General features: G+C 71.3%; 17 protein-coding genes and 1 pseudogene. 7 read left to right on the forward strand and 11 right to left on the reverse strand.

Annotated features, from left to right (window positions below):
• Window positions 1-18: 18 nt before the first annotated feature.
• The 4 genes and pseudogenes from RCO28_RS00830 to RCO28_RS00845 form a co-directional block, all read right to left on the reverse strand.
• Window positions 19-1,247, reverse strand: a pseudogene (locus tag RCO28_RS00830) (MFS transporter).
• Window positions 1,244-2,620 (reverse strand): GH1 family beta-glucosidase, encoded by a 1,377-nt coding sequence (locus RCO28_RS00835; protein WP_308938934.1) that lies wholly within the window; start codon window positions 2,618-2,620, stop codon window positions 1,244-1,246. The pseudogene RCO28_RS00830 and the gene RCO28_RS00835 overlap by 4 nt, the downstream one beginning before the upstream one ends.
• A 131-nt stretch (window positions 2,621-2,751) precedes the next feature.
• Complete coding sequence (locus tag RCO28_RS00840) at window positions 2,752-3,018, reverse strand: protealysin inhibitor emfourin (protein WP_308938935.1); 267 nt, start codon at window positions 3,016-3,018, stop codon at window positions 2,752-2,754.
• Between the two features lie 50 nt (window positions 3,019-3,068).
• Window positions 3,069-4,136: a M4 family metallopeptidase gene (locus RCO28_RS00845; protein WP_308938936.1), complete on the reverse strand. Its 1,068-nt coding sequence runs from the start codon at window positions 4,134-4,136 to the stop codon at window positions 3,069-3,071.
• Window positions 4,137-4,431: 295 nt separating this feature from the next.
• Between RCO28_RS00845 and leuA the strand changes: the two genes are divergently transcribed.
• From leuA to RCO28_RS00865, 4 genes are all read left to right on the forward strand, one after another.
• Window positions 4,432-6,153 (forward strand): 2-isopropylmalate synthase, encoded by a 1,722-nt coding sequence (gene leuA, locus RCO28_RS00850; RefSeq protein WP_308938937.1) that lies wholly within the window; start codon window positions 4,432-4,434, stop codon window positions 6,151-6,153.
• A gap of 198 nt (window positions 6,154-6,351) precedes the next feature.
• Window positions 6,352-7,053, forward strand: a complete 702-nt coding sequence (locus tag RCO28_RS00855) for a TerB family tellurite resistance protein (protein ID WP_308938938.1) — start codon at window positions 6,352-6,354, stop codon at window positions 7,051-7,053.
• 122 nt (window positions 7,054-7,175) lie between these two features.
• Window positions 7,176-10,289, forward strand: a complete 3,114-nt coding sequence (locus tag RCO28_RS00860; RefSeq protein WP_308938939.1) for an NACHT domain-containing protein — start codon at window positions 7,176-7,178, stop codon at window positions 10,287-10,289.
• 96 nt (window positions 10,290-10,385) lie between these two features.
• On the forward strand, window positions 10,386-11,588 hold the full coding sequence (locus RCO28_RS00865) for a sialidase family protein (RefSeq protein ID WP_308938940.1): 1,203 nt from the start codon (window positions 10,386-10,388) through the stop codon (window positions 11,586-11,588).
• A gap of 13 nt (window positions 11,589-11,601) precedes the next feature.
• Here RCO28_RS00865 and RCO28_RS00870 read toward each other — a convergent pair whose 3' ends face one another.
• From RCO28_RS00870 to RCO28_RS00890, 5 genes are all read right to left on the reverse strand, one after another.
• Window positions 11,602-12,546, reverse strand: coding sequence for a dihydrodipicolinate synthase family protein (locus tag RCO28_RS00870; RefSeq protein WP_308938941.1), 945 nt, complete (start codon window positions 12,544-12,546; stop codon window positions 11,602-11,604).
• Window positions 12,543-13,577: an ABC transporter ATP-binding protein gene (locus RCO28_RS00875; protein WP_308938942.1), complete on the reverse strand. Its 1,035-nt coding sequence runs from the start codon at window positions 13,575-13,577 to the stop codon at window positions 12,543-12,545. The genes RCO28_RS00870 and RCO28_RS00875 overlap by 4 nt, the downstream gene beginning before the upstream one ends.
• Window positions 13,578-13,790: 213 nt before the next feature.
• Entirely contained in the window at window positions 13,791-15,782 is a 1,992-nt protein-coding gene (locus tag RCO28_RS00880; RefSeq protein WP_308938943.1) for a dipeptide/oligopeptide/nickel ABC transporter permease/ATP-binding protein, read from the reverse strand.
• 79 nt (window positions 15,783-15,861) lie between these two features.
• Entirely contained in the window at window positions 15,862-16,821 is a 960-nt protein-coding gene (locus RCO28_RS00885) for an ABC transporter permease (RefSeq protein ID WP_308938944.1), read from the reverse strand.
• 58 nt (window positions 16,822-16,879) lie between these two features.
• Window positions 16,880-18,514 (reverse strand): ABC transporter substrate-binding protein, encoded by a 1,635-nt coding sequence (locus RCO28_RS00890; protein ID WP_308938945.1) that lies wholly within the window; start codon window positions 18,512-18,514, stop codon window positions 16,880-16,882.
• 235 nt (window positions 18,515-18,749) lie between these two features.
• Here RCO28_RS00890 and RCO28_RS00895 point away from each other — a divergent pair, with 235 nt between their 5' ends.
• Together RCO28_RS00895 and RCO28_RS00900 are read left to right on the forward strand one after the other, a co-directional pair.
• Window positions 18,750-19,529 (forward strand): FadR/GntR family transcriptional regulator, encoded by a 780-nt coding sequence (locus tag RCO28_RS00895; RefSeq protein ID WP_308938946.1) that lies wholly within the window; start codon window positions 18,750-18,752, stop codon window positions 19,527-19,529.
• On the forward strand, window positions 19,526-21,520 hold the full coding sequence (locus tag RCO28_RS00900; RefSeq protein WP_374991069.1) for a beta-galactosidase: 1,995 nt from the start codon (window positions 19,526-19,528) through the stop codon (window positions 21,518-21,520). The genes RCO28_RS00895 and RCO28_RS00900 overlap by 4 nt, the downstream gene beginning before the upstream one ends.
• A 6-nt stretch (window positions 21,521-21,526) precedes the next feature.
• Here RCO28_RS00900 and RCO28_RS00905 read toward each other — a convergent pair whose 3' ends face one another.
• Window positions 21,527-21,841: a hypothetical protein gene (locus tag RCO28_RS00905; RefSeq protein WP_308938947.1), complete on the reverse strand. Its 315-nt coding sequence runs from the start codon at window positions 21,839-21,841 to the stop codon at window positions 21,527-21,529.
• A gap of 61 nt (window positions 21,842-21,902) precedes the next feature.
• Here RCO28_RS00905 and RCO28_RS00910 point away from each other — a divergent pair, with 61 nt between their 5' ends.
• Window positions 21,903-22,445, forward strand: coding sequence for a hypothetical protein (locus tag RCO28_RS00910; protein WP_308938948.1), 543 nt, complete (start codon window positions 21,903-21,905; stop codon window positions 22,443-22,445).
• A gap of 130 nt (window positions 22,446-22,575) precedes the next feature.
• Here RCO28_RS00910 and RCO28_RS00915 read toward each other — a convergent pair whose 3' ends face one another.
• Window positions 22,576-23,520, reverse strand: coding sequence for a winged helix-turn-helix domain-containing protein (locus RCO28_RS00915; protein ID WP_308938949.1), 945 nt, complete (start codon window positions 23,518-23,520; stop codon window positions 22,576-22,578).
• Between the last annotated feature and the right edge of the window lie 9 nt (window positions 23,521-23,529).

The raw sequence follows: 23,529 nt of genomic DNA on the forward strand, positions 1-23,529 counted from the left end.
CTCCAGGGTCTGCCGGACCTAGTCCACGCCCCTGATCCGTCCCACAAGCGCCGCCCCCACCACCCCGACCCCCGCTGCCACCAGATACAGCACCCGGTAACCGCCGAAGGCCACCACCGTCGCCGCCAGTGCCGGGGCCGCGACCTGGGGCAGGGAGTTGGCGATGTTGATCACGCCGAGGTCCTTGCCGCGGTCGGCGGCGCGTGGCAGGACGTCCGTCATCAGGGCGAAGTCGACCGACGTGAAGACGCCGAACGCCAGGCCCAGGACGATCGCCGCGACGATCGCGCCCGGCCACGTCTGCCAGAGCGCGAGCAGCACCGTCGCCACCGCCATCAGCAGCCCCGACCAGACCACGAACGGCTTGCGGCGGCCGATCCGGTCCGACCAGGCGCCGCCGACCACCACCGTGGCGAGCATCGTGACGCCGTTGACCGCCGTCAGGACAAGCACGCCCTGCTCCGGGTCCGGGTGGCGCAGCCCGTCGCGCAGGTAGAACAGGAGATAGAGCAGGACGAGCGTGTTGCCCAGGTTGATCAGGAACCGGGTGAGCCAGGCCCACGCCAGGTCCGGGTGGCGGCGCGGGCTGATCCAGAAGCCGCGCAGGAACGGCCCCCACGCGAACGGGGGCCGGTCCTCCGCCGGGAGTCGTGGCTCGCGGTGCAGCAGCACGTACGGCAGGACCCCGAGCGCCGTGAACAGCGCGCAGGCCGCGTAGCCCGCGCCGATGCCGCCCAGGGCCGTCGCGAGGGCCGTGCCCAGGACCACGCCGAGGAGCTGTGTGGCGCCCAACCAGCCGCCCACGGAGCCGCGTTGGAGCCGCGGCACCCGGTCGGGGACGGCGGCGGTGACCGCGGCGAAGGCGGCGTTCAGGGTGAGCTGAACCAGGCACCAGCCGAGCGTCAGGGACAGCACCGAGCCCGCCGCGGCGGTGAGCAGCAGGGCCGCCGCGCCGCCCGCCGCACCCGCGACGATCCACGGCGCGCGCCGCCCGAAGCGTCCCGTCGTACGGTCCGAGGCCGCGCCGAAGAGCGGGTTCGCGGCGAGCGAGACGACCGCCCCGGCCCCGGTGACCCAGGCGAGGACCGCCTCCTTGGACGTGCCGGGCGGGCGAGCTCGGCGGCCTGCAGGGCGAGCAGGATCTGCAGCGGCCCGTACCAGCCAACCCAGATCGCGCCGTTGGCGAGGCACAGCGTCGAGGTCCAGGCGGGGCGGACCCGTGCGACGGGTTCGGCCAGGGCCGTCATCTCTGCGCCCGAAGGGCCTCACGCAGCCACGCGTACGAGGCCTTCGGGGTGCGCTCCAGGGTGGCGTAGTCGACGTGCACCAGGCCGAAGCGCTGCCGGTAGCCCTCGGCCCACTCGAAGTTGTCGAGCAGCGACCAGACGAAATAGCCGCGTACGTCGACACCCGCCGCCAACGCCCGGTGCAGGGACCGCAGATGGCCGTCGAGGAAGGCGATGCGCTCCTGGTCGTCGAGCCCGTCGTACGAGCAGCCGTTCTCGGTGATCATCAGGGGCGGGAGCCGGTCGCCGTAGCGCCGGGGGAAGTCCAGGAGCAGTTCGGTGAACGCCTCGGGCACCACGGGCCAGCCGAAGCCGGTGCGCGGGTAGCCCTCGATCTCCCGTGGCGCGAAGGGGAGTTCGGGCGGGATGGCGACGCCGGAGAACTCCGCGGGGCCGGTGCCGGGCGCGCCCACCCGGGTCGGCTGGTAGTAGTTGATGCCGTACCAGTCGAGCGGCGCGGAGATCAGCTTCAGGTCGGCGTCGAGGCCGGGGGCGTCGAGGAGTTCGGCGATGCCGTCGGGGTAGCGGCCGAGCAGCAGCGGGTCGGCGAAGAGCCGGTTGAGGAGCAGGTCGTAGAAGTCGGCGGCCTCGCGGTCGGCGGGCTCGTCGGAGGCGGCCCAGGTCGGGCCGTGCGAGTTGGCGATGCCGATGTGGTCCGCGCCCGCCGCGCGCAGCGCCTGGACGGCGAGGCCGTGGCCGAGCAGCTGGTGGTGGGCGACGGGCAGCGCGTCGAAGAGCATCCGGTGCCCCGGCGCGTGCTCGCCGAGCGCGTGCCCGAGCAGGGTGTGCTCGGCGGGTTCGTTGAGGGTGATCCAGGTGGGCACCCGGTCCCCGATCCGCGCCGCCACCACGGCCGCGTACTGCGCGAACCGCTCCGCCGTGTCCCGCCGCCGCCAGCCGCCCGCCTCCTCCAGGACCAGCGGGGTGTCCCAGTGGAACAGCGTCGGTACGGGGCGTACGCCCGCGGCGCACAGCTCGTCCACCAGGCGGTCGTAGAAGTCCAGACCCCGTTCGCTGACCTGGCCCGCGCCGGTGGGCTGCACCCGGGGCCAGGAGACGGAGAAGCGGTACGCGCCGACGCCGAGGTCGCGGATCAGGGCGACGTCCTCGCGGTAGCGGTGGTAGTGGTCGCAGGCCACATCGGCCGTCGAGCCGTCCTTCACCCGGCCTGGAGTGGCCGTGAAGGCGTCCCACACGGAGCGGCCGCGCTGGTCGGCGGCGCCCTCGATCTGGTGGGCGGAGGTGGAGACACCCCAGAGGAAGTCGCCGGGGAAGCGGGGGAGGGCGGGGCTGCTCGTGCCGGTGCTGGTGCTCGTGCTCGCGCTGGCTGCCATGCGCGGGATCATGCGTACCCGCGAGTACGGTGTCAACGGGTAGAGGCGGGTGGGTTGTTGGACTTCCGCCCGTGACCCGCCCGCCTCTCGCCCGCCGCCGCGGAACCAGCCCTGCCCTCCGCGGAACCGCCCTACGAGCCTTCCTTCAGGACTCTGGAGATCAGCTTGCGCTGGCAGTCGGTGAGCCGGGGGTCCGAGCAGTACACGGTGTGCTCGCCGACCGTGATCTGGTAGGTGAACCCGTCCGGCACCCCGACGGGCGGGGTGTCCCTGGCCTCGGACACAGCCTGGTCGGCGAGGGCCTGCCACTCCTGGGCGTCGGACAGCTCCGTCGTGTCGACGGCGGCGTTCCGCTCGATGCCGCCGAAGCCGCCCGTGCGCTTGACGTGGATTCGCATGGTTCCTGTCTACTCCCCGCAGCCGGTCCCCGCAGCCTGTCCCGCACGGCCTACGCGGTGGGCACGCCCACCTCGGACCAGGCCTTCACGACCGCCTCGTGCTCGTCGCCCTGGCCGTACCGCTCGGCGGTCTTGTCGATCGTGGCCTTGGCGAAGTCGGCGAAGGTGCAGTCCACGGCCAGCTCGCCGCCGGTCAGGACGTCGTACCAGATCTGGCCCGCGCGCTCCCAGGCGTTGCCGCCGAGGCGGGTGGCGAGCAGGTGGAAGGCGCGGTTGGGGATGCCGGAGTTGATGTGCACGCCGCCGTTGTCCTGCTCGGTGTCGACGTAGTCGTCCATGTGCCCGGGCTGCGGGTCCTTGCCGAGGACGTCGTCGTCGTACGCCGTGCCCGGAGCCTTCATCGAGCGCAGCGCGACGCCCTGGACGTCGGGGGCGAGCAGGCCCTCACCGATCAGCCAGTCGGCCTGGTCGGCGGTCTGGCCGAGGGTGTACTGCTTGACCAGCGAGCCGAAGACGTCGGAGACGGACTCGTTGAGCGCGCCGGACTGGCCGGAGTAGGTGAGGTTCGCGGTGTACTGCGTGACGCCGTGGGTGAGCTCGTGCGCCATGACGTCGACCGGGATGGTGAAGTCGAGGAAGATCTCGCCGTCACCGTCGCCGAACACCATCTGCTTGCCGTCCCAGAAGGCGTTTCCGTACTTCTCGTCGTAGTGGACGGTCGCGATCAGCGGGAGGCCGTTGCCGTCGATGGAGTTGCGCTCGTAGCCCTTCAGGAAGAGCTCGAAGGTGGCGCCGAGCCCGGCGTAGGCGCGGTTGACGGTGGCGTCCTGGCCGGGCTCCTCGCCCTCCGAGCGGACCTTCGTGCCGGGCAGGGTCGTGCCGTTCTCGGCGTCGTGGATCGTGCGGTTCGGCTTCGCGTCGGCAGCGCTGGCGATGGTGGGGCGGACGGTGGCGGCGGCCGTGGTCAGACGCCGGGAGCGGTTCGCCTCGTCCTGGACGAGGGTGTGGCGGGCGGCCCCGGCGATCGCGGGGTTCTCGGCCTGGCTGAGGCGGTCGAGGAGGTGGGGCGGGACGATGGTGCAGTAGACGGGCTCGAAGCCCGATCGCGTGATGTCCATCCACCAACCGTGGCATTGCGTGATCGTCGTGTCACTACCCGCTAACGGGATTGACGAAATAGAGGGAATCGTCACGTTCGAGCCGTTACCTCAGGGTGGTCCCGCATACTGATACGGGTCGACGCACACCGGACGGTCTCGGCTACGCTCCCTCTCATCATGCGTTTCGGGCTGCTTCTTCTTAGCTGCCGCGGCGAGGGCCTGTAGTCGTAGGCCGACCCCCTCCCCGCGGAGTCGAGTGGTGCACGCACGACCGTCGGCCGTCCCCCGCGGACCCCACGAGGAGCCCTACGCAATGCCGAACTTCCAGCAGCCCTCCGCCATGCCGATCCACAAGTACAGCGGCTACGACGCGGTGGACATCGCGGACCGCACCTGGCCGGCCAACCGGATCACCAAGGCACCCCGCTGGCTCTCCACCGACCTGCGCGACGGCAACCAGGCCCTGATCGACCCGATGTCGCCCGAGCGCAAGCGCCGGATGTTCGACCAGCTGGTCAAGATGGGCTACAAGGAGATCGAGGTCGGCTTCCCCGCCTCCGGCCAGACCGACTTCGACTTCGTACGCTCGATCATCGAGGAGCCGGGCGCGATCCCGGACGACGTCACGATCTCCGTCCTGACCCAGGCCCGCGAGGACCTGATCGAGCGGACCGTGGAGTCCCTGAAGGGCGCCAAGCGCGCCACGGTGCACCTGTACAACGCGACCGCGCCGGTCTTCCGCCGCGTCGTCTTCCGCGGCTCCAAGGACGACATCAAGCAGATCGCCGTCGACGGCACCCGCCTGGTGATGGAGTACGCGGAGAAGATCCTGGGCCCGGAGACCGAGTTCGGCTACCAGTACAGCCCCGAGATCTTCACGGACACCGAGCTGGACTTCGCCCTGGAGGTCTGCGAGGCCGTCATGGACGTCTACCAGCCGGGTCCGGGCCGCGAGATCATCCTCAACCTGCCTGCCACGGTGGAGCGTTCGACCCCCTCCACGCACGCGGACCGCTTCGAGTGGATGGGCCGCAACCTGTCCCGCCGCGAGCACGTGATCCTGTCGGTCCACCCGCACAACGACCGGGGCACCGCCGTCGCCGCCGCCGAGCTGGCCGTGATGGCCGGCGCCGACCGCGTCGAGGGCTGCCTGTTCGGCCAGGGCGAGCGCACCGGCAACGTCGACCTGGTCACCCTGGGCATGAACCTGTTCTCGCAGGGCGTCGACCCGCAGATCGACTTCTCCGACATCGACGAGATCCGTCGCACGTGGGAGTACTGCAACCAGATGGAGGTCCACCCGCGCCACCCGTACGTGGGCGACCTGGTCTACACGTCCTTCTCGGGCTCCCACCAGGACGCCATCAAGAAGGGCTTCGACGCCATGGAGGCCGACGCGAAGGCCAAGGGCGTCACCGTCGACGACATCGAGTGGGCCGTCCCGTACCTGCCGATCGACCCGAAGGACGTCGGCCGCTCGTACGAAGCGGTCATCCGCGTCAACTCGCAGTCCGGCAAGGGCGGTATCGCGTACGTCCTGAAGAACGACCACAAGCTGGACCTGCCGCGCCGTATGCAGGTCGAGTTCTCCAAGGTCATCCAGACCAAGACCGACGCCGAGGGCGGCGAGGTCACGCCGGGCGCGATCTGGGAGTCCTTCCAGGACGAGTACCTGCCCACCGAGGCCAACCCCTGGGGACGCCTCCAGCTGCGTTCCGGCCAGACCACCACCGACAAGGACGGCGTGGACACCCTGACCGTCGACGCGGTCGTGGACGGCCAGGAGACCGCCCTGAAGGGCACCGGCAACGGCCCGATCTCGGCCTTCTTCCACGCGCTGCAGGGCATCGGCATCGACGTACGCCTGCTGGACTACCAGGAGCACACCATGAGCGAGGGCGCCTCCGCGCAGGCCGCCTCGTACATCGAGTGCGCCATCGACGACAAGGTCATGTGGGGCATCGGCATCGACGCCAACACCACGCGTGCCTCGCTGAAGGCGGTCGTCTCCGCCGTCAACCGCGCGGGCAGGTAAGGCTTTTACGGGCCCTGGACAGGGCCTGGCGCTCGGGCCCCGCTCATCTGTCCGATGAGCGGGGCCTTTTCCGTTCCGTGCCTGTTCGCCTCCGACTGGTCTTGGCCATCTGCTGTGCAAGGTGCTGACGGCACATCATCGGTGTGGCTAACATCACGTAAATACGGCGACGTTGCCGAAGTGTTACGGAGGTGCGGCGTGCTGCCAGGCCTGGGACGACGTGTCGGGGAACCACGTATCTGGGGGATCCGCACCGCGTGGACCACCGTCGGGGACGGGGAGTTCTTCTGCCCCGGCTGCGGCGGCGACCGCAACTACCAGCGCCGCACCGGCCGTCGACGCTTCCTCGTGCTCGGCTTCCCGCTGCTCTCGCGCGGCGTGGCCGGACCGGTCGTCGAGTGCGTGTCCTGCTCGCATCGCTTCGGCACGGACTGCCTGGACCACCCGACCACCGTGCGGTTCTCGGCCATGCTCAGGGACGCCGTGCACACCGTCGCCCTGGCCGTCCTCACCGCGGGCGGAACCGCCTCCCGCACGGCGCTCGACATCGCTGTCGGCGCGGTGCGCTCCGCCGGATATGCCGACTGCACCGGCGACCAGTTGAGCACCCTCGTCGACGCTCTCGCCGCGGACACCGGCCGCGTCACGACCGGCGACAGCCCCGTGGACGACGCGGGCGTCACCCTCGCCATAGAGCTCCACGAGTCCCTCGACCCGCTCGCCCCGCACCTCGCCCCCGCAGGCCGCGAGTCCATCCTCCTCCAGGCGGCCCGCATCGCCCTCGCGGACGGCCCGTACACGCCTGCGGAGCGGGAGGTGCTTGTGGCGGTGGGGGGTGCGTTGACGATCTGTCCGGACGAGGTGGCCCGGGTGTTGGAGTCTGCTCGGACGCCTTCGTAGTACGGCAGTCCGTCCGTCTTTGTGGTCCTCGCCGCGCGCCTTGGTACTACGGCCGTACCGACTCGGTGAAGGGCGCGAAAAACCCCTGCCGACGGGGTGGCGGTGCAGGCAACCTTGATCCGGTGAGCCGACTTCCGCAGCACATTCGACGGCGCCGGGCGAGATTTCTCCTCTTCGGCCTGCTGAGCCTCGCCTCCCTGGCCCTCGCCTGGTGGCTGCTGCGGCTCGACGGCGACGAGTCCGTCGACCAACTCGTGGGCATGGCAGGGCTGTTGACCGCACTGGTCGCCCTGGCCGTGTCGCTGGCCCAGCTGCTGCCGCCCCAACCGGAGCCGCGTGACCCCGAGAGCCTCGCCGACGACCTCGCCGCCACCGTACGCGCGCAGTGGCAGGAGGAGGTCAGGGCACGGCAGTTGCGCGATCCCCGGGTGATTCCGCTGAGTTGGGCCGCCACCGCCCGCGCCGTGGCCGAGGCTCCGGAGGCCCTTGCCGGTCCGCAGGTCGGCGGGCGGGTGCTGCGGCTCTCCCTCGACGGGCGGCTCGACGGGTCCTTCGACGACGCGGCGGCCCGACTGGCCGCCGGATACCGGGAGATCCCCAGTGGCCGCCTCGTCGTCCTCGGCGAACCCGGCGCGGGCAAGACCGTCCTCGCCGCGATGCTCACCCTCGGCCTGCTCGCCCGCCGTGAACAGCGGCAGCCCGTACCGGTCCTGCTGCCCGTCTCCACCTGGGACCCGGTCAGCGAGTCCTTCAACGACTGGACGGTGCGCACCCTGGCCACCGCCTACTACGGCGGGCAGCCGGAACTGCCCCGGCGGCTCCTCGACGAACGGATGCTCCTGCCCGTGCTCGACGGGCTCGACGAGATGCCCGAGCCCAGCCGCCGCAGCGCCGTACGAGCCCTCAACTCGGCCCTCGGGGACGGCCTGGGCGTGGTCCTGACCTGCCGGTCCGCCGAGTACCAGGACGTCATCGAGGGCGGCTCGCCCGTGTTGCGGCGCGCACCCGTGGTCGAGGTGGCGCCGGTGTCCGCGGAGGACGCCATCGCGTATCTGGACGAGGTGAGCTGGCCGGAGGGCGTCGACTGGCAGCCCGTGTACGACGCGCTGCGCGACCGCCCCGGCAGCCCGGCCGCCGTGGCCCTCTCGGCCCCGTTGGCCCTGTCCCTGGCCCGCACGGTCTACCTGCACCGGACGGCCGGGCCCGCCGAACTCCTCGACCTGGACAGCCCGCACGCGGTCGAGGATCACCTGGTCGATCACGTCGTCACTGCTGCGTATGCGGCGGGCGAGCGGGGGGAGTGGCGGGGGCGGGCCGAGGAGGCCGAGCGGTATCTGACGTTCCTGGCGACGTATCTGCATCAGCACGGGGAGCGGGACCTGTCGTGGTGGCAGATGAGCCGACGGCTGCTTTCCAGTTGGGCGGGGATCATTGTGGGGCTGGTGGTGGGGGTGCTCGGCATGATCGGCGTCTCGCTGACCTTGCCGCTCGTGGACAAGGACGACGGGAGCCCACTGGACTTGGCGGTGCTACTGGGCGTCGTTGCCGCGGTTCTGACGATGCTGACCTGGTACGCGGTACCGGACCGGGCACCGAGCGCGCTCTCCTTCGCCCTGCGCGGCTCCCTCGACCGGCTGCGCCAGGGAGTTCGTACGGGTGTCACGCTCACCGGCATCCTGACGATGACGGTCCTCGGCTCCTCCCTCGTGGTCACCACCCTCACTGACTCGTGGGACACCAATGCTGCCTACCAGTACGTCTGGACCCTCGCGAGCGCTGCGGGGATCGCCGCCGCGATCAGCCTGGCGTTCGCCGTGCACTTCTGGATCGCCGCCTCCACCGAGGTGTCCAGCGGCTCCGGACCCCTCGATCTGCTGCGGCGGGACCGTACGGCGTCCCTGGTCGGAGCCCTGATCTTCGGGGTCGTTCTCGGGGTGACGGCCGTTCCGCTGCTGATCCTCGGGCGGACCGGCGGGGAGGTGCTGTTCGCCGCGCTCACGGGCTGGGAGCACGAGCCTCCGCCGCTCGACCTGCTCGCCAGGGCCGCTGACGGCACCAACGTCTTCGAGGAAGCACCCCTGGCCTTGGCGACGACCCTGCTGCCCGCGCTGGTCTGCACCGTCCTCGTGCTCGTGACCCGGGCGTGGTTGCGGTTCCGGCTGGCCCATGCGGTGCTCGCCGTACGCGGCCAACTGCCGTGGCGGCTCAGCGGATTCCTCGTCGAGGCCCGGGACCGACAGCTGCTCCGCCAGTCCGCGGGCGCCTACCAGTTCCGCCATGTCCGGCTGCAGGAGCGGCTCGCCAACCGGAAGTTGGCCGAGGACCGGACTCCGCGGCCCCGAGCTGAGGTGACGCGGCGCCGCCGCACCCGTGCCGCTCTCGCCGCCGTGGTGCTGCTGGTCTGTTTTCTCGTCGTACGCGCGACGTTGCCGCCGGACACCTCGCACGCCGCGATGGCCACGGGCGATGTCGACGCCATGGTCTTCAGTCCGCCCGAGCACCACACGCTCCTGACCCTGAGGAACGGCACGTTGCGGAGCTGGGACACCCGTACGGGAGCGGAGACCTGGAGTGCCCGTCTCCCGGGCGTGGACTCGATGTCCTCCGATGTCCAGCTGGTGGCGCGGCGGGATGCCGCGCTGCTCGTCGGCATCGTGCGATCGGCGGGCGAGATGGGCCGCGAATCGTTCGTGCTGCCCTGGAAGGGGAAGCCGCGCCTGGACTCCTCCTTCCAGGAACCGGTCCGGAAGCTGGAGAGGGTCACCCGCTTCGGTCCTGGGGACGTGATCTTGGGCGCCGGCGGCAGGTACATGATCGCCGGCATGGTCGTGGTGGACGGGCGCACCGGGGACACGAGGGGGATCCCCGAAGACTGGTTGAGCACCTACGGGTGGTGGTGGGGCCTGAGCGACGACGGCACCCGGGTCGTCATGCTCGACGAGGAGGGCGGGCTGTCGGTGCTCGACGTGCGGAAAGAGCGGCTGGTGTGCACGGCGGAGGGAGTGAGGCCCTGGGCCATGAACGCCGACGGCACCCAGTTCGCCACCGCCAGGGGCGGCAACGTCAGAATCCTTGACGCGCGCTGCCGGGCGACCGGCGAGCAGGTCACCGTGCCCTTGGCCGTCGACACCCTCGCCCTCGACGAGCACGGCCGCCGTCTCGCCGTGACCGCCGACGGCATCACCCGCCTCTACGACCTCCCCGCCCCCGGCGTCGAGGCCGCCAACTTCCGCTAGCCGCAAGGGTATTGCCCCGGCCCGCGCAGCCCAGTACCGTCACCGGACGGTGAGGCATCCTACGTTCTACGTCCGTTACGCGCGCAGGGAGTGCTCATGGCCGGATTGCGTACCAGTCGACTGCTCGCTCTCGTCCTCACCTTCGCCGCCGCAAGCGCGCACGCTCCCGCTGTCGCCGGGCCCGTGCGTGGGTGCGAGGTGTCCGTGCCGTATCGGGCCGGGGAGGACGGGTACGACACGTTCCGGATTCCGGCCGCGCTGCGCACCGCGGGCGGGGCCCTGCTCGCGTTCGCCGAGGGGCGGGTCGGGGGCGCCGGAGACACCGGGAACATCGACGTCGTCGTGAAGCGGTCCACGGACGGGGGCTGTACGTGGGGGCCGCTCAGCGTGGTCGCCGCCGGGGACGGGGACACGCGGGGCAACCCGGCGCCCGTCGTCGACCCGCGCACCGGTCGTGTCGTGCTGCTCACCTCGTACAACAGCGGGCAGGTCACCGAGGCGCAGATCATGCGCGGGGAGGCCACGGCCGAGCAGAGCCGACGGGTGTTCGTGCAGACCAGCCGGGACGACGGGCGGTCCTTCTCGCGGCCCCGGGACATCACGGCCGACGTGAAGCCGGAGCACTGGCGCTGGTACGCCACCGGGCCCGGCCACGCGATCGCCCTGACGCGCGGGCCGCACGCCGGGCGGCTCGTCGTACCGTCCAACCACTCCTCCGCGCCGCCCGCCGGTTCCCCCGACACCGGCCAGGAGGCCAAGTACTACGGTGCGCACGCCCTCTACAGCGACGACGGCGGCCGCAACTGGGAGCTGGGGTTCGTGGAGGACGCGTACGAGGGTGTGGACAACGCGAACGAGTCGCTCGCGGCCCAACTCCCGGACGGGCGGCTGTACTTCAGCGCTCGTGACCAGCACGGGCCGAGCGCCGGGAATCGGCTCGATTCCTATTCAAGTGACGGCGGGGAGTCCCTGGACCGGCCGTATCAGGTGCAGCCGACGCTGAACGACGTGCCGATCGTGCAGGCGAGCGTGCTGCAACTCGCCGGGCGGCGGGGCGGGTTGCTGTTCTCCGGTCCGTCCGTGCCCACGGCTCGGCAGGCGATGGCCGTGTGGCGCAGCGACGATTCCGGGCGGACCTTCCGGAAGGTCCTCACCGTGTCCGAGCTTCGGGCCGCCTACTCGGACCTGGTGCAGGTGGACGGGCGTACGGTCGGGCTGCTGTACGAGACGGGGGACACGGGGACGTACGAACGGATCGAGTTCCGGCGGTCCGCGGTGAGGGAGCTGGGGGAGTCCTAGGGGGCGTCCTCCCCTAGAGCAGCCCCGCCGCCGCCAGGTACTTCCCGACCTCGCCCACCTCCTGGGGAGACAGCGGGACCTGCGGTACCGCCGTGGCCGGGCAGTCGATCACGCCGCGCAGGTGCAGCGCCGCCTTGAACGCGCCGAGGGCCGAGGACGAGCCGCCCATGCGGGACGGGTCGCCGGCCCCGGTCATGCCGAACAGCGCGCACAGACGCTCCTGTTCGGTCCTCGCCCGGTCCCAGTCCCCCGCGCGGCAGGCCGCGTACAGGCGCACGTACCCCTCCGGGTCCACGTTGCCGAGGCCGGGCACGACCCCGTCCGCCCCCATCGCGAGCGCCGAGTCGACGGTGAGTTCCGCGCCGGTCAGCACGCTGAAGCCCGACACGTCCGCACGCGCGCGGGCGCCCAGGAGGAGTTCGCGGAAGGCGCCCTCGTCGCCACTGGAGTCCTTGACACCGGCGAGGGCGCCCTCGTCCGCGAGGTCCAGGAGGAGGTCGCCAGGGAGTTTCGTGTGGACGGAGACCGGCAGGTCGTACGCGAAGACCGGGACCGGGGAGGCGGCGGCCAGGGTGCGGAAGTGGGTGGCGATCTCGGCCGGGTGCGTGCGCGTGTAGAAGGGCGCCGTGACGACCACCGCGTCCGCGCCCGCCACCGTCACGGCGTCCACGTGGTCCCGTACGCGCGGCGTCGTCATGTCGATCACCCCGGCGAGGACCGGGAGTTGACCGGCCACGTGGGCGGTGACCGTCTCGACGACCGTACGGCGATGACGGTCGGGCAGATACGCCGCCTCCGAGGACGAGCCGAGGACGAACAGGCCGTCCACCCCCGCGCCCACCAGATGGTCCACGAGCCGGACCAGGGAGCCGACGTCCACCTCGTGGTCCGGTGTCAGGGGCGTGCAGACAGGGGGGACGACACCGGTCAGCGAGGTCGGAGTGGCCGGAAGCGTCATGAACCCTCCTGGGGCACGGCCGTGGCGGCGGCCTGGGTGACGAGTTCGTGGGTCGACTGGCCGTCGTCCACGGGGTGGTGGCAGCGGAAGCGACTCCCCGCCGCCACGGAACCCGTGAAGTCCGGCATCCGCTCCGCGCACTCCGCATCCGCCTTCCAGCAGCGGGTGCGGAAGGGGCACCCGCTGGGCGGCCGCGTCGCGGACGGCACCGGGCCGACCAGCGGGATCGGATCGATCGGGTCGAGCAGTCCGGGCGTCGCCGAGAACAGGGCGCGGGTGTACGGGTGGCGGGAGCGGGTGAGGACCTCGCCGGCGGGGGACTCCTCGACGATCCGGCCCAGGTACATGGTGATGACGCGGTCGCTCATCCGCCGCACCGTCTGGATGTCGTGCGAGACGAAGACCAGGGCGAGGCCCAGGCGGTCCTTCAGGTCGAGGAGGAGGTTGAGGATCTGGGCGCGCACGGAGACGTCCAGGGCGCTGGTCGGCTCGTCGGCGACGACCAGGCGGGGGTTCAGGGCCAGGGCGCGGGCGATCGCCACCCGTTGGCGCTGGCCGCCGGAGAGCTGTCCGGGCAGCCCGTCGGCGAGCACCTCGGGCAGGCCGACCAGGGACATCAACTCCCTTACACGGTCCTCGCGTTCGGCCGGTGTGCCGCGTCGGTGGACGTCGAGGGGGTCGCGCAGGATGCGGCGTACGGTCAGGCGGCGGTTCAGGGCGGTCGACGGGTCCTGGAAGATCATGCCCGCGCCGGTGCCGACCGCTGCGCGGCGCTCGGCGGGGGGCATCGTCCAGAGGTCTCGGCCGCCGAACTCGACCGTTCCTGTGGTGGGTTGCTGTACGCCTACCAGGACCTTGGCGAGGGTGCTTTTGCCGCAGCCGGATTCGCCGACGATGCCTACTGTTTCGCCGGGGGTGATGGTGAGGTCGGCGTTCGTCAGGGCGTACACCCGGTCGCGGGAGAGGAGTCCTCCGGTGCGGGCTCGGTGTACGACGTGGGCGTTCTTCAACTCGACTAGCGCGTCGGTCACTTGTTGGCCTCGCCTTCGGTGGGTTGTCTTCGCCCGCCCCGCCGTCGTGGCTGGTCGCGCCCCGCGGCGGAGCCGCACATGTCACAGCCCCGCGCCCCTTTGAAGACAGCCCCTCCGGCGCTTGAGGAGCGGGGGTCCGGGGGCGGAGCCCCCGAAGCTCCGCAGGATTTCGGGAAGGGGCGGGGTGGGGATGGAGAACGTGCCGTCCGCCGCTCACCGCACCGGCTCGCTTCCCCGCTGAGACGGCACCGTCAACGCGACCGCAGGGTGGTGGCACGCCACCGAGTGGGCCCGGCCCGGACCGGCGAGGTCCGGGGCCGTCGTACCGCACACCCCACTCGCCGAAGGGCACCGATCCGCGAACCTGCACCCCGAAGGGAAATCTGCCGGAGACGGCACAACCCCCCTGATCTGCGTGAGCCGCTGCGCCGCCGACTCCAGGGACAGGACGGAGCCGAGCAGCCCGCGCGTGTAGTGGTGGGCGGGCGCGGCCACCAGGTCGGCCGTCACGCCCGTCTCCACGATCTGGCCGCCGTACATCACCACCACCCGGTCTGTGACGTCTGCGACCAGGGCCAGGTCGTGCGAGACCAGGATCAGGGCGAAGCCCAACTCCTCGCGCAGGCGAAGCAGCAGCTCGATCACCTGGGCCTGGACCGTCACGTCGAGCGCCGTCGTCGGCTCGTCGGCGACGATCAGCTTCGGGTTGCGGGACAGGGCCATGGCGATCAGGACGCGCTGGCGCTGGCCGCCGGAGAGTTCGTGCGGGTAGCTGCGCAGGGTGCGGTCCGGGTCGAGGCCGACGAGTTCGAGGAGTTCGACGGCCGTACGGGCCCCACCCCTGCGGATGACCTGCTTCAACTGGGCCCGGATCGTCATCGACGGGTTCAGGGACGACAGCGCGTCCTGGTACACCATCGCCATGTCGTGGCCGAGCAGACGGCGCCGCGCGCTCATCGGGAGGTCGGTCAACTCCCGTCCGTCGAACGTGACTTGGCCCCCTATCCGGGCTCCCTTCGGCTGCAGGCCCATCACGGTGAGCGCGGTCAGCGACTTGCCGCAGCCGGACTCGCCGACCAGGCCGAGGACTTCACCGGGGCGTACGTCGAAGCTGATGCCGTCGACGATGTCCGTACCGCCGTGCCGGGCGTCGAAGCCGATGGCCAGGTCGGTGACCTCCAGGACGGGCGGCCCGGAGGGCAGCGGGCGGGCGCGGGAGCGCAGGCGGGCGGCGGCCTCCGTGAGGCCCGGGAGTTCGAGGACCTTGCCGGTGCCCGGCTCGGCGGCCTCCCACTTGTCCTGCGTACGCGCCCGCCGGGACGGCACGTCACGGGCGGCCGGCGCGGCCCAGGCGTCCGAGACGCCCTCGGACAGGACGTTCAGGGCGAGCACGGTGACGAGCATCAGCAGGCCCGGGAAGACCGTGGCCCACCAGCCGCCGGTGAGCACCATGTTCTTGCCGTCGGCGATGACGCTGCCCCAGGACGGGTCGGGCGGCGCCACCCCCGCCCCGATGAACGACAGCGAGGCCTCGAAGACGATCGCCTCGGCGACCTGCACGGTGCAGAACACCAGGATCGGGGCCGCGCAGTTGACGGCCACGTGCTTGAGGACGATGTGCGGGGTGCGGGCGCCGATGACGCGTTCGGCCGTCACGTAGTCCTCGCCGTACTGGTCCATGACGTTGGCGCGGACGACACGGGCGATCGGCGGGGTGTAGAGGAACGCGATGGCGAGGATCAGGACCGGGATGCTGCCGCCGAACACCGCGATCAGGACGGCCGCGAGCGCGATGCCCGGGAACGCCATGACGATGTCGAGGCAGCGCATCATGAACTCGTCGACCGACTTGCGCGAGGTCGCCGCGATCGCCCCGAGCGCCGCGCCCGCGACCAGGCCGAGCACGGTCGCGCCGAGGCCGATGACGAGGGAGAGCCGTGCCCCGTACATCAGCCGGCTGAGGATGTCCCGGCCGAGGCTGTCCTGGCCCATCCAGTGCGCGGCGGACGGACTGCCGGTGCCGTCGGCCATCGCGGCCTGGTCGAGCGGGTCGTGCGGGGCGAGCAGCGGGGCGAGGACGGCCATCAGGACGACGACGCCGATCACCCCGACCGCGATCCGGGAGAGCAGGGGCAGACGCCGGAACCCGCGCAGCCGGACGCCGGGCCGGGACAGTGCCTCCGCCAGTTGCTTACGGGTCCTCACGCGGCGCTCCTCGGGCGGGGAGCGGCGCTCCTCGGACGGGGAGCGGCGCTCCTCGGACAGGGAAAGGCCAGCAGGTTCCTCACGCGGCGCTCCTCAACCGGGGGTTGACCAGGAGATACAGGATGTCGATCGCGAGGTTCACGACGACGAAGCCGGCGGCCGTGGTGATCACCACGCCCTGGACGACGGCCGGGTCGCCGTTCTTCACGGCCGTGATCATCAGGTTGCCCATGCCGGGCAGCGCGAAGATCGTCTCGGTGACGACCGCGCCGCCGAGCAGATAGCCGAACCGCAGGCCGAGCACCGTCAGCGGATTGATCAGGGCGTTGCGCAGCACGTTCCGCCCGACCACGACGACCGGCGGGAGCCCGCTGCCGATCGCCGTGCGGACGTAGTCCTTGTCCAGCTCCTCCACCACCGCGGTCCGCACGATCCGGGTGAGCTGGGCCGCGACCGGCAGGGACAGGGCGAACGCGGGCAGTGTCATGGTCTTCAGCCAGCCGGTGAACGAGTCCGCCGGGTTGACGTATCCGCTCGTCGGGAACCAGCCCGCGCCCACCGCCAGGTACTGGATCATCAACAGCGCCAGCCAGAACCCGGGCGCCGCGACACCGGTCAGGGAGAGCACCCGGATCAGCTGGTCCGGCAGGCGGTCGCGGTAGATGGCCGCGGTGACGCCGAGGACCAGGGAGAGCACCACCCCGATGCCGAGCCCCAGGAACGTGAGCTGCATGGTGAGCGGAAGAGCGGTGCTGACCTGGTCGAGCACCGGCGCCCGGGTGAGGACGCTGATGCCCATGTCGCCCTGGAGCAGCTCGCCGACGAACGCCACGTACCGGACCGGCAGCGGGTCGAGCAGGCCGTTCTCCAGCCGGAACTGGTGCAGTTGCTCCGGGGTGGGGTTGGCGCCCATGAAGAACGCGGCGGCCGGGTCGATGTCCGAGAACCGCATGACGAGGAACACGAACAGCACGATGCCCAGCATCAGCGGGACGAGCAGGGCGATACGGCGGAGAAGGATCCTGGCGATCTGGACCATGCGGATTCACGCCCCCGTGACGTCGGTCTGAACCATGTGAACTCCCGCTCTGCCAGGCCTAGTTGGCGGGTTTTGCCTGGAGCAGGTTGATGCCGGGGTACGGCTGCGCGCGGACGCCGCCGAGCTTGTCCGGGTCCCAGGCCGTCATGAGTTCGTTGTGGACGACCGGGTAGATCACGGCGTTCTCCGCGACGACGTCGATGTACTCCTGGACCATCTGCTTCTTCTTCTCGGCGTCGGCCTCGCGGGTGGCCTGCTCCATCAGCTTGAAGAGCTTCTTGGCCTCGGAGTTCTCGGCCCAACGGGCGTACTGCATCCAGAGGTTCGCGGGCCCGTAGTTGTAGTGCATGATCAGGTCGGCCTCGACACCGAACTGGTTCGGGTTGGAGGCGGCCGCGACGACCTGGAAGTCCTTCTTCTGGTCGAGCTTGGTGAACAGGGCGGCGGTCTCCTGCGGTGCGAGCGTGGTCTCGACGCCGATCTTCCGCCAGGACTCCTCGATGGTCGGCAGGCAGTCCACGATCCAACTGACGTTCACGGCCATCAGGTTGACCTTCAGATCGGTCACCCCGGCGTCCTTGAGCAGCTGCCGGGCCTTCTCCGGGGCATACGCGTAGACCGTCTTCGCCGCGCGGTACGAGGGGTTGGCCTCGTCGAGGAACGAGGTGGACGCCTTGCCGTGGCCCTTGAGCGCGGCCGAGATCATCTTGTCCCGGTCGATGGCGTAGTGCAGGGCCTGCCGGACGCGGACGTCGTCGAAGGGCTTGTGGGCCGTGTTGAACATCAGGAACAGGTGGTTCATCCCGGCGCCGCCCTCGACCTTCAGGCCGTCCTTCTCCAGCTGGGCGATATTGGCGTACGGGACGTTGTCCGCGATCTGCGCGCCCGCGCCCGAGCCGGAGATCTTGGCGACGCGAGGCGCGGCGTCCACGATCGTCAGCCAGTTCATCTTCTTGAACGTGGCCTTGCGCGGGCCGTTGTAGTCGGCGAACGCCTCGAACGTGGAGTTGGACTTGGCGTGGTGCGCGGTCAGCTTGTACGGGCCCGAGCCGACGGCGAGGCCCGCGATGGCCTTCTCCCACGCGCCCGGCTTGGAGAACACATGCTTCGGCATGATCTTGGCGAGGGTGAGCCGCGCGGCGCCGTCCGGGAACGGGAACTTGAGGACCAGCTCCACGCTCCGCTCGTCGACCTTCTTGACCTCCTTCAGCCAGGACAGGAAGAAGCCCTGGGCGAGGGTCACGGTGTCCGGGTCGAGGATCCGGTCGAAGGTGAAGACCACGTCGTCGGCGGTGACGGGCTTGCCGTCGTGCCACTTCGCGCCGGAGCGCAGCGTGAACTTCCATCTCGTGGCGGTCGTCAGGTCGGCCGGGATCTCGGTGGCGAGCGCCGCGTAGGGCTCGCGGCTGATCGGGTCGGTGTCGAGGAGGCCTTCGTAGATGTGGTGGTTGGCCGCCATCGAGAACGCGGACGCGGTCTGCGTCGGGTCCCAGCTGCCGTCGTTGCCGTAGCCGATGACGGCGGTCAGGGTGTCGAGGGAGCCCTTTGAGTCGCCCCCGCCGTCGGTCGTCGACTCCGGGCCGCCCGAGCAGGCGGAGAGGGTCGTGGTGATGGCGGCGGCCGCGCCGATGGCGCCCGTGTACTTGAGGAAGGACCGGCGGTGCAGCGCCCGTCCAGAGGTCGCGTCGCTCACGGTGTCTCCAAGTCCCGGGGGAGAGTGGGCGGTTGGGAGATCCCACGTCCTACGTCTATGAGGTAGCGCGACCATAAGAGCGCCTGCGGGGGCGGTCAAGAGATCGCGCAAGGATCGTTTCCGCAGGCCCTCACCGCACAACTACCCAGTACGATGCGCCGAGTTCGGGCCCCGGTCGTACGAGTTTGCTCCTGACGTGGGACGTGGGACGTCCTTCGGTCGTACGCTGTGCCGCATGTCCGAGGAGCCAAGGAACACGAGGCAGGCCTCTGCCCGGGAACGGCGCGTGGGCACCCAGATCCGGCGGGACGTCATGCAGCTGATCCTCGACCGCAGACTTCCCCCCGGCGCCCCGCTGCCCACCGAGGCGGAGCTGATGGAGAGCCTCGGGGTGAGCAGAAACTCCGTACGCGAGGCACTGAAGGCGCTGCAGGCCCTGGACATCGTGGAGATCAGACACGGCTACGGCACCTACGTCGGCCAGGCCTCGCTCACCCCGTTCGTGGACGGGCTCACCTTCCGCACCCTGGCCCGCGTCGCCGACGACCACGCGGCGCTCACCGAGATCCTCCAGGTCCGCGAGGTCCTGGAGGAGGGCCTGATCCGGCGGGTCGCGGGCGGCATCGACGACGCGGAACTCGCCCGCCTGGAGTCCATAGTCGGCCGGATGGAAGAGGCCGCCCACGCCGGCGAGTCCTTCCCCGACCTCGACCGCGAGTTCCACGAGACGCTCTACGAGACCCTCGGCAACGACCTCGTGCCGCAGCTCCTCGCCGCGTTCTGGCACGTCTTCCACCGGGTGGCGAAGGCCCGCGGCTGGACCCGCGACCCGGCGCCCGAGGTCACCGCCTGCCGCCACCGGGACATCCTCACGGCGCTGCGCGCGCGGGACGTGGCGGGCGCGGAGCAGGCGATGGCGGACCACTTCCGGGGTATCGAGGCCAGGCCCCGCGACCGCGGCATGATCCGCCGGGAAGGGCCTGGGTCAGGACCAGCGACATTGGGGGTCAAGTGAACGGCACGCACGCCGAGTCGAACGGCGGCCACGGGGAGCCGAATGGACGCGACCGGCTCGCATACAGGGAGCCGGACGGGCGCGACCGGCTCGCCCACTTCTACGACAGGCTCGACTCGATCGCGTACGGCGGCGACTACAACCCCGAGCAGTGGGGCCCCGAGACGCACGCCGAGGACGCCGAGCTGATGCGGGTGGCGGGCGTCAACCTCGCGACCGTCGGCATCTTCTCCTGGGCGAAATCCGAACCCGCCCCCGGCGCCTACGAGTTCGGCTGGCTGGACGGCCACCTGGACCGCCTCGCGGAGGCGGGAGTCGCCGTCTGCCTCGCCACGATGACCGCGTCACCGCCGGCCTGGCTGGCCCGGCTGCACCCCGAGACGCTCCCGGTGATGGCCGACGGCACCCGGCTCCACCCGGGCTCGCGCCAGCACTGGTGCCCGTCGAGCCCGGTCTTCCGCCAGTACGCGACGCGCCTCGTCGAACAGCTCGCCAAGCGGTACGCCGACCATCCGGCGCTCGCCCTCTGGCACATCGGCAACGAGTTCGGCTGCCACATCTCCCGGCACTGCCACTGCGAGGTGTCCACGGCCGCCTTCCGCCGCTGGCTGCGCGCCCGCTACGGCACGCTCGACGCCCTCAACTCGGCCTGGTCCACGGACTTCTGGTCCCAGCGGTACGGCGACTGGGAGGAGATCCACACCCCGCGCACGGCGCCCTCCTTCCGCAACCCCACCCAACAGCTGGACTACCTCCGCTTCTCCTCGGACGAGCTCCTCGACTGCTACCGCGCGGAGAAGGCCGTACTGGACGCCGTGACGCCCGGGGTCCCCGTCACGACCAACTTTGTCCCGGTCGCCAAGACCCTCGATCTGTTCACGTGGGCCCGCGAGATGGACGTCGTCTCGTACGACTCGTATCCGGACCCGCACGAACCGGACTCCGTCCACGAGGCGGCGTTCTCGTACGACGTGATGCGCGGACTGCGCGACGGGCAGCCGTGGCTGCTGATGGAGCAGGCGCCGAGCGCGGTCAACTGGCGTACGCGCAACGGCCGCAAGCAGCCGGGGCGGATGCGTCTGGACAGCTGGCAGGCGGTGGCGCACGGCGCGGACTCGGTGCTGTTCTTCCAGTGGCGGCAGTCCCGCGGCGGCGCGGAGAAGTTCCACTCGGCGATGGTGCCGCACGGCGGCCGCGAGACTCGCGTCTTCCGCGAGGTCACGGACCTCGGAGCCGAACTCGCCGCGCACCCCGAGCTGTTGGGCTCGATCCCGGAACGCTCCGAGGTCGCCCTCGTCCTCGACTGGCCGAACTGGTGGGCCCTGGAGCAGGACGCCCACCCCAGCGCCGACGCCCGCATGCTGGACGCGGCCCACGCCCACCACCGGCCGCTGTACGACGCGTCGGTGCCGTGCGACGTGGTGCCGGTGGACCGCGACTGGTCGGCGTACAAGCTGCTGCTCGTCCCCAACCTGTACTCGGTCTCGCAGGAGACGGCGGACCGCCTGCACGCGTATGTGTCGTCGGGCGGGACCCTGCTGATGTCCTACTTCTCCGGCATCACCGACGAGCACGACCGCGTCCACCTCGGCGGCTACCCGGCCCCCTTCCGCGAGCTGCTCGGCCTGCGCGTCGAGGAGTTCGACCCGCTGCCGGAGGGCGGCGCGCTGCGGTTCGGCGGCGGGGGCGAGGGCACGCTGTGGTCGGAGGAGCTGGTCCTGGAGGGCGCGGCCCCGATACTGACGTACGCCGACGGCCGCCCCGCCGCCACCCGCAACCCCTACGGCGCGGGCCACGCCTGGTACCTGGGCACCCGCCCGGACCCGGTGACGATGCGCGCGATCCTCGACCGTGCCCGCCTCGACGCGGGTGTCCGCGCCCCGGACCTCCCCGTCGGCACGCAGGTACGCACCCGGATCACGGCGGACGGGCGTCGGGTGGCGATCCGCCTGGACTACCGGGCGGGGGCGGTGACGTTGACGGTCAGCTGACTGCTGTCACGTGACGGTGGCGGTCGCGAGCACATCCCCGACGACCACCAGCACCACCCCGCCGACGATCAGCGCGAGGGCCCGCCGGGTCCGCCCCCTCCGGGCGAGCACGGCAGCCCCCGCGCACACGGCGGCGGCCAGCAGACAGGCCACGGCCCACGCCCCGAACGGCACCCCGCGCGCCACCCGCAACCAGATCACCCCGGGCCCGAGCAACGCGATCACACCCCCGGCAACAGCCACCCACCGCCGAGCGACCCGCGCCCGCTGCAACTGCCCCAACACCTCTGCCCCGTAAGGCTGTTCACCCCGTTCGGTCATGATGAACGAGGGTAGCGGGACGGCCCGGCGGCGGTGGGGCGGACGCTTAGACTCGACGGCCATGACCTCCGTCGAACTGCGCTCTCCGCGCCGAGGATCGCTGTATGTGGTCTGCACCCTGCTCTGCTTCTACTTGATCGCCCTCCTGGGGCCGCAGGTCGGGGGCGACGCAGGCGTCCGCATCGCCTTCGGCGGCCTCGGAGTGATGGTCCTCGGCGGGGTTACGCACCTGGTCTCGGACCACCGCAGCAGTACCCGCGCGACGGTCCTGCGCTTCGAGGGGACCGGCATACGGCTGCAGAACCGGTCCGGCTCGGCGTTCCTCCCGTGGCAGTCGCTCGCCGGTGTCGGTTTCCACTGGACGCGAGACTGGCGCGGCCTCCCCACATACACCCTGGAGCTGTGCCCCGCCGGGCCCGTGGCCCCCGACGACCCGGCACTCCGGCACCTGATCTGCGACGACGAACCACTCCACCCGGGCATGCCCCGCCTCCGCTACCGCATCCCCGCGAACGCGACGAAGCCCCGGATCCACCTGAAGCAGGCTTTCCAACAGCACGCCCCGCACTTGTACTTCGGCCTGGTGAAACGCCGGAGAGGCTGAAATCCACAGCCCAAGGTCAGCCCCTCCGGCGTTTGAGAAGCGGGGTCCGGGGCGGAGCCCCGAAGCTCCGCAGCCACGCGGCGCCAGCCGCATATCGACACAGTCGGGAAAGGGCGGGGAGGGGAAAAACTCAGCGCGACCGCAGCAGCGCCGACCCCAGCGGCGTGAGCGCATGGTGGACCGAGTTGCTCCGGCGGACGCTCGACACCAGACCCGCGCCGCGCAGCACCGCCGCGTGCTCGCTCGCCGTGGACAGTGGGACGCCCGCCCGCAAGGCCAGCTCCGTCGTCGTGCACGTGCCCGCCAGCGCGCGCAGGATCGCCGCCCGGGTGGGGCCCATCAGCGGGCCCAGACCGCATTCCGTGCGGGCGGGAGCGGCGTCCCGGCCCGCCGGGTACACCAGGACCGGCGGCAGCGACTCGTCCGCGAGGGCCACCGGCGTACGGCAGAAGTAGGACGGCACGAGCAGCAACCCGCGCCCCTCAAGCCGCAACTCCCGCTGAAACGGGTACGCCACCTCCAGTACGGGCGAGCGCCACCGCATGTCCGGCCCGTACGTCCGCAGCATCGCCTCCGCGCCGCCCTGCCACAGCGCGTGCAGCCGGAGCGAGCGGTCGGCGTCCGTGCAGCGGCCGACGCGGGTCCAGGCGGGCCCGAGCGCCCGGTGATGGTAGTCGCGCAGGCAGCGGGCCAGCCCGCGCAGCACGGACGGCTTGCCGTCGGCCAGGCCGAGCGTCCAGTCGGGCAGCGTGTTCCGCCGTGCCAGGCGGGCGAGTTCGGCCCGGAGCCGGCGGCGCGGCGTGGACATCAGCGCTTCGAGCCCGTGCTCCACCCCGGCCGCGGCGGCGGGCGGCGTGAGGAAGTCCGGGAAGTACCCACGGGCCGGTACGAGCGGCAGCAGCAGCCGCAGGGCGGTGGAGCGGAGGCCGGCGTTCTCGCGTACGGCGGCCAGTGCGGGTTCGGGTCGCCGGTCCTGTAGCCGGTGCAGGCTGAGGACGGTCTCCCAGAGCGGATCGGCCCCGTCGGAGACCCGGGTGCGGGACAGGTCGGCGGCGGTGAAGTGGATACGCAGCACAGGTGTTTC

Origin of the sequence: Streptomyces sp. LHD-70 (assembly GCF_031157275.1) — a bacterium.
GTDB lineage: Bacteria > Actinomycetota > Actinomycetes > Streptomycetales > Streptomycetaceae > Streptomyces.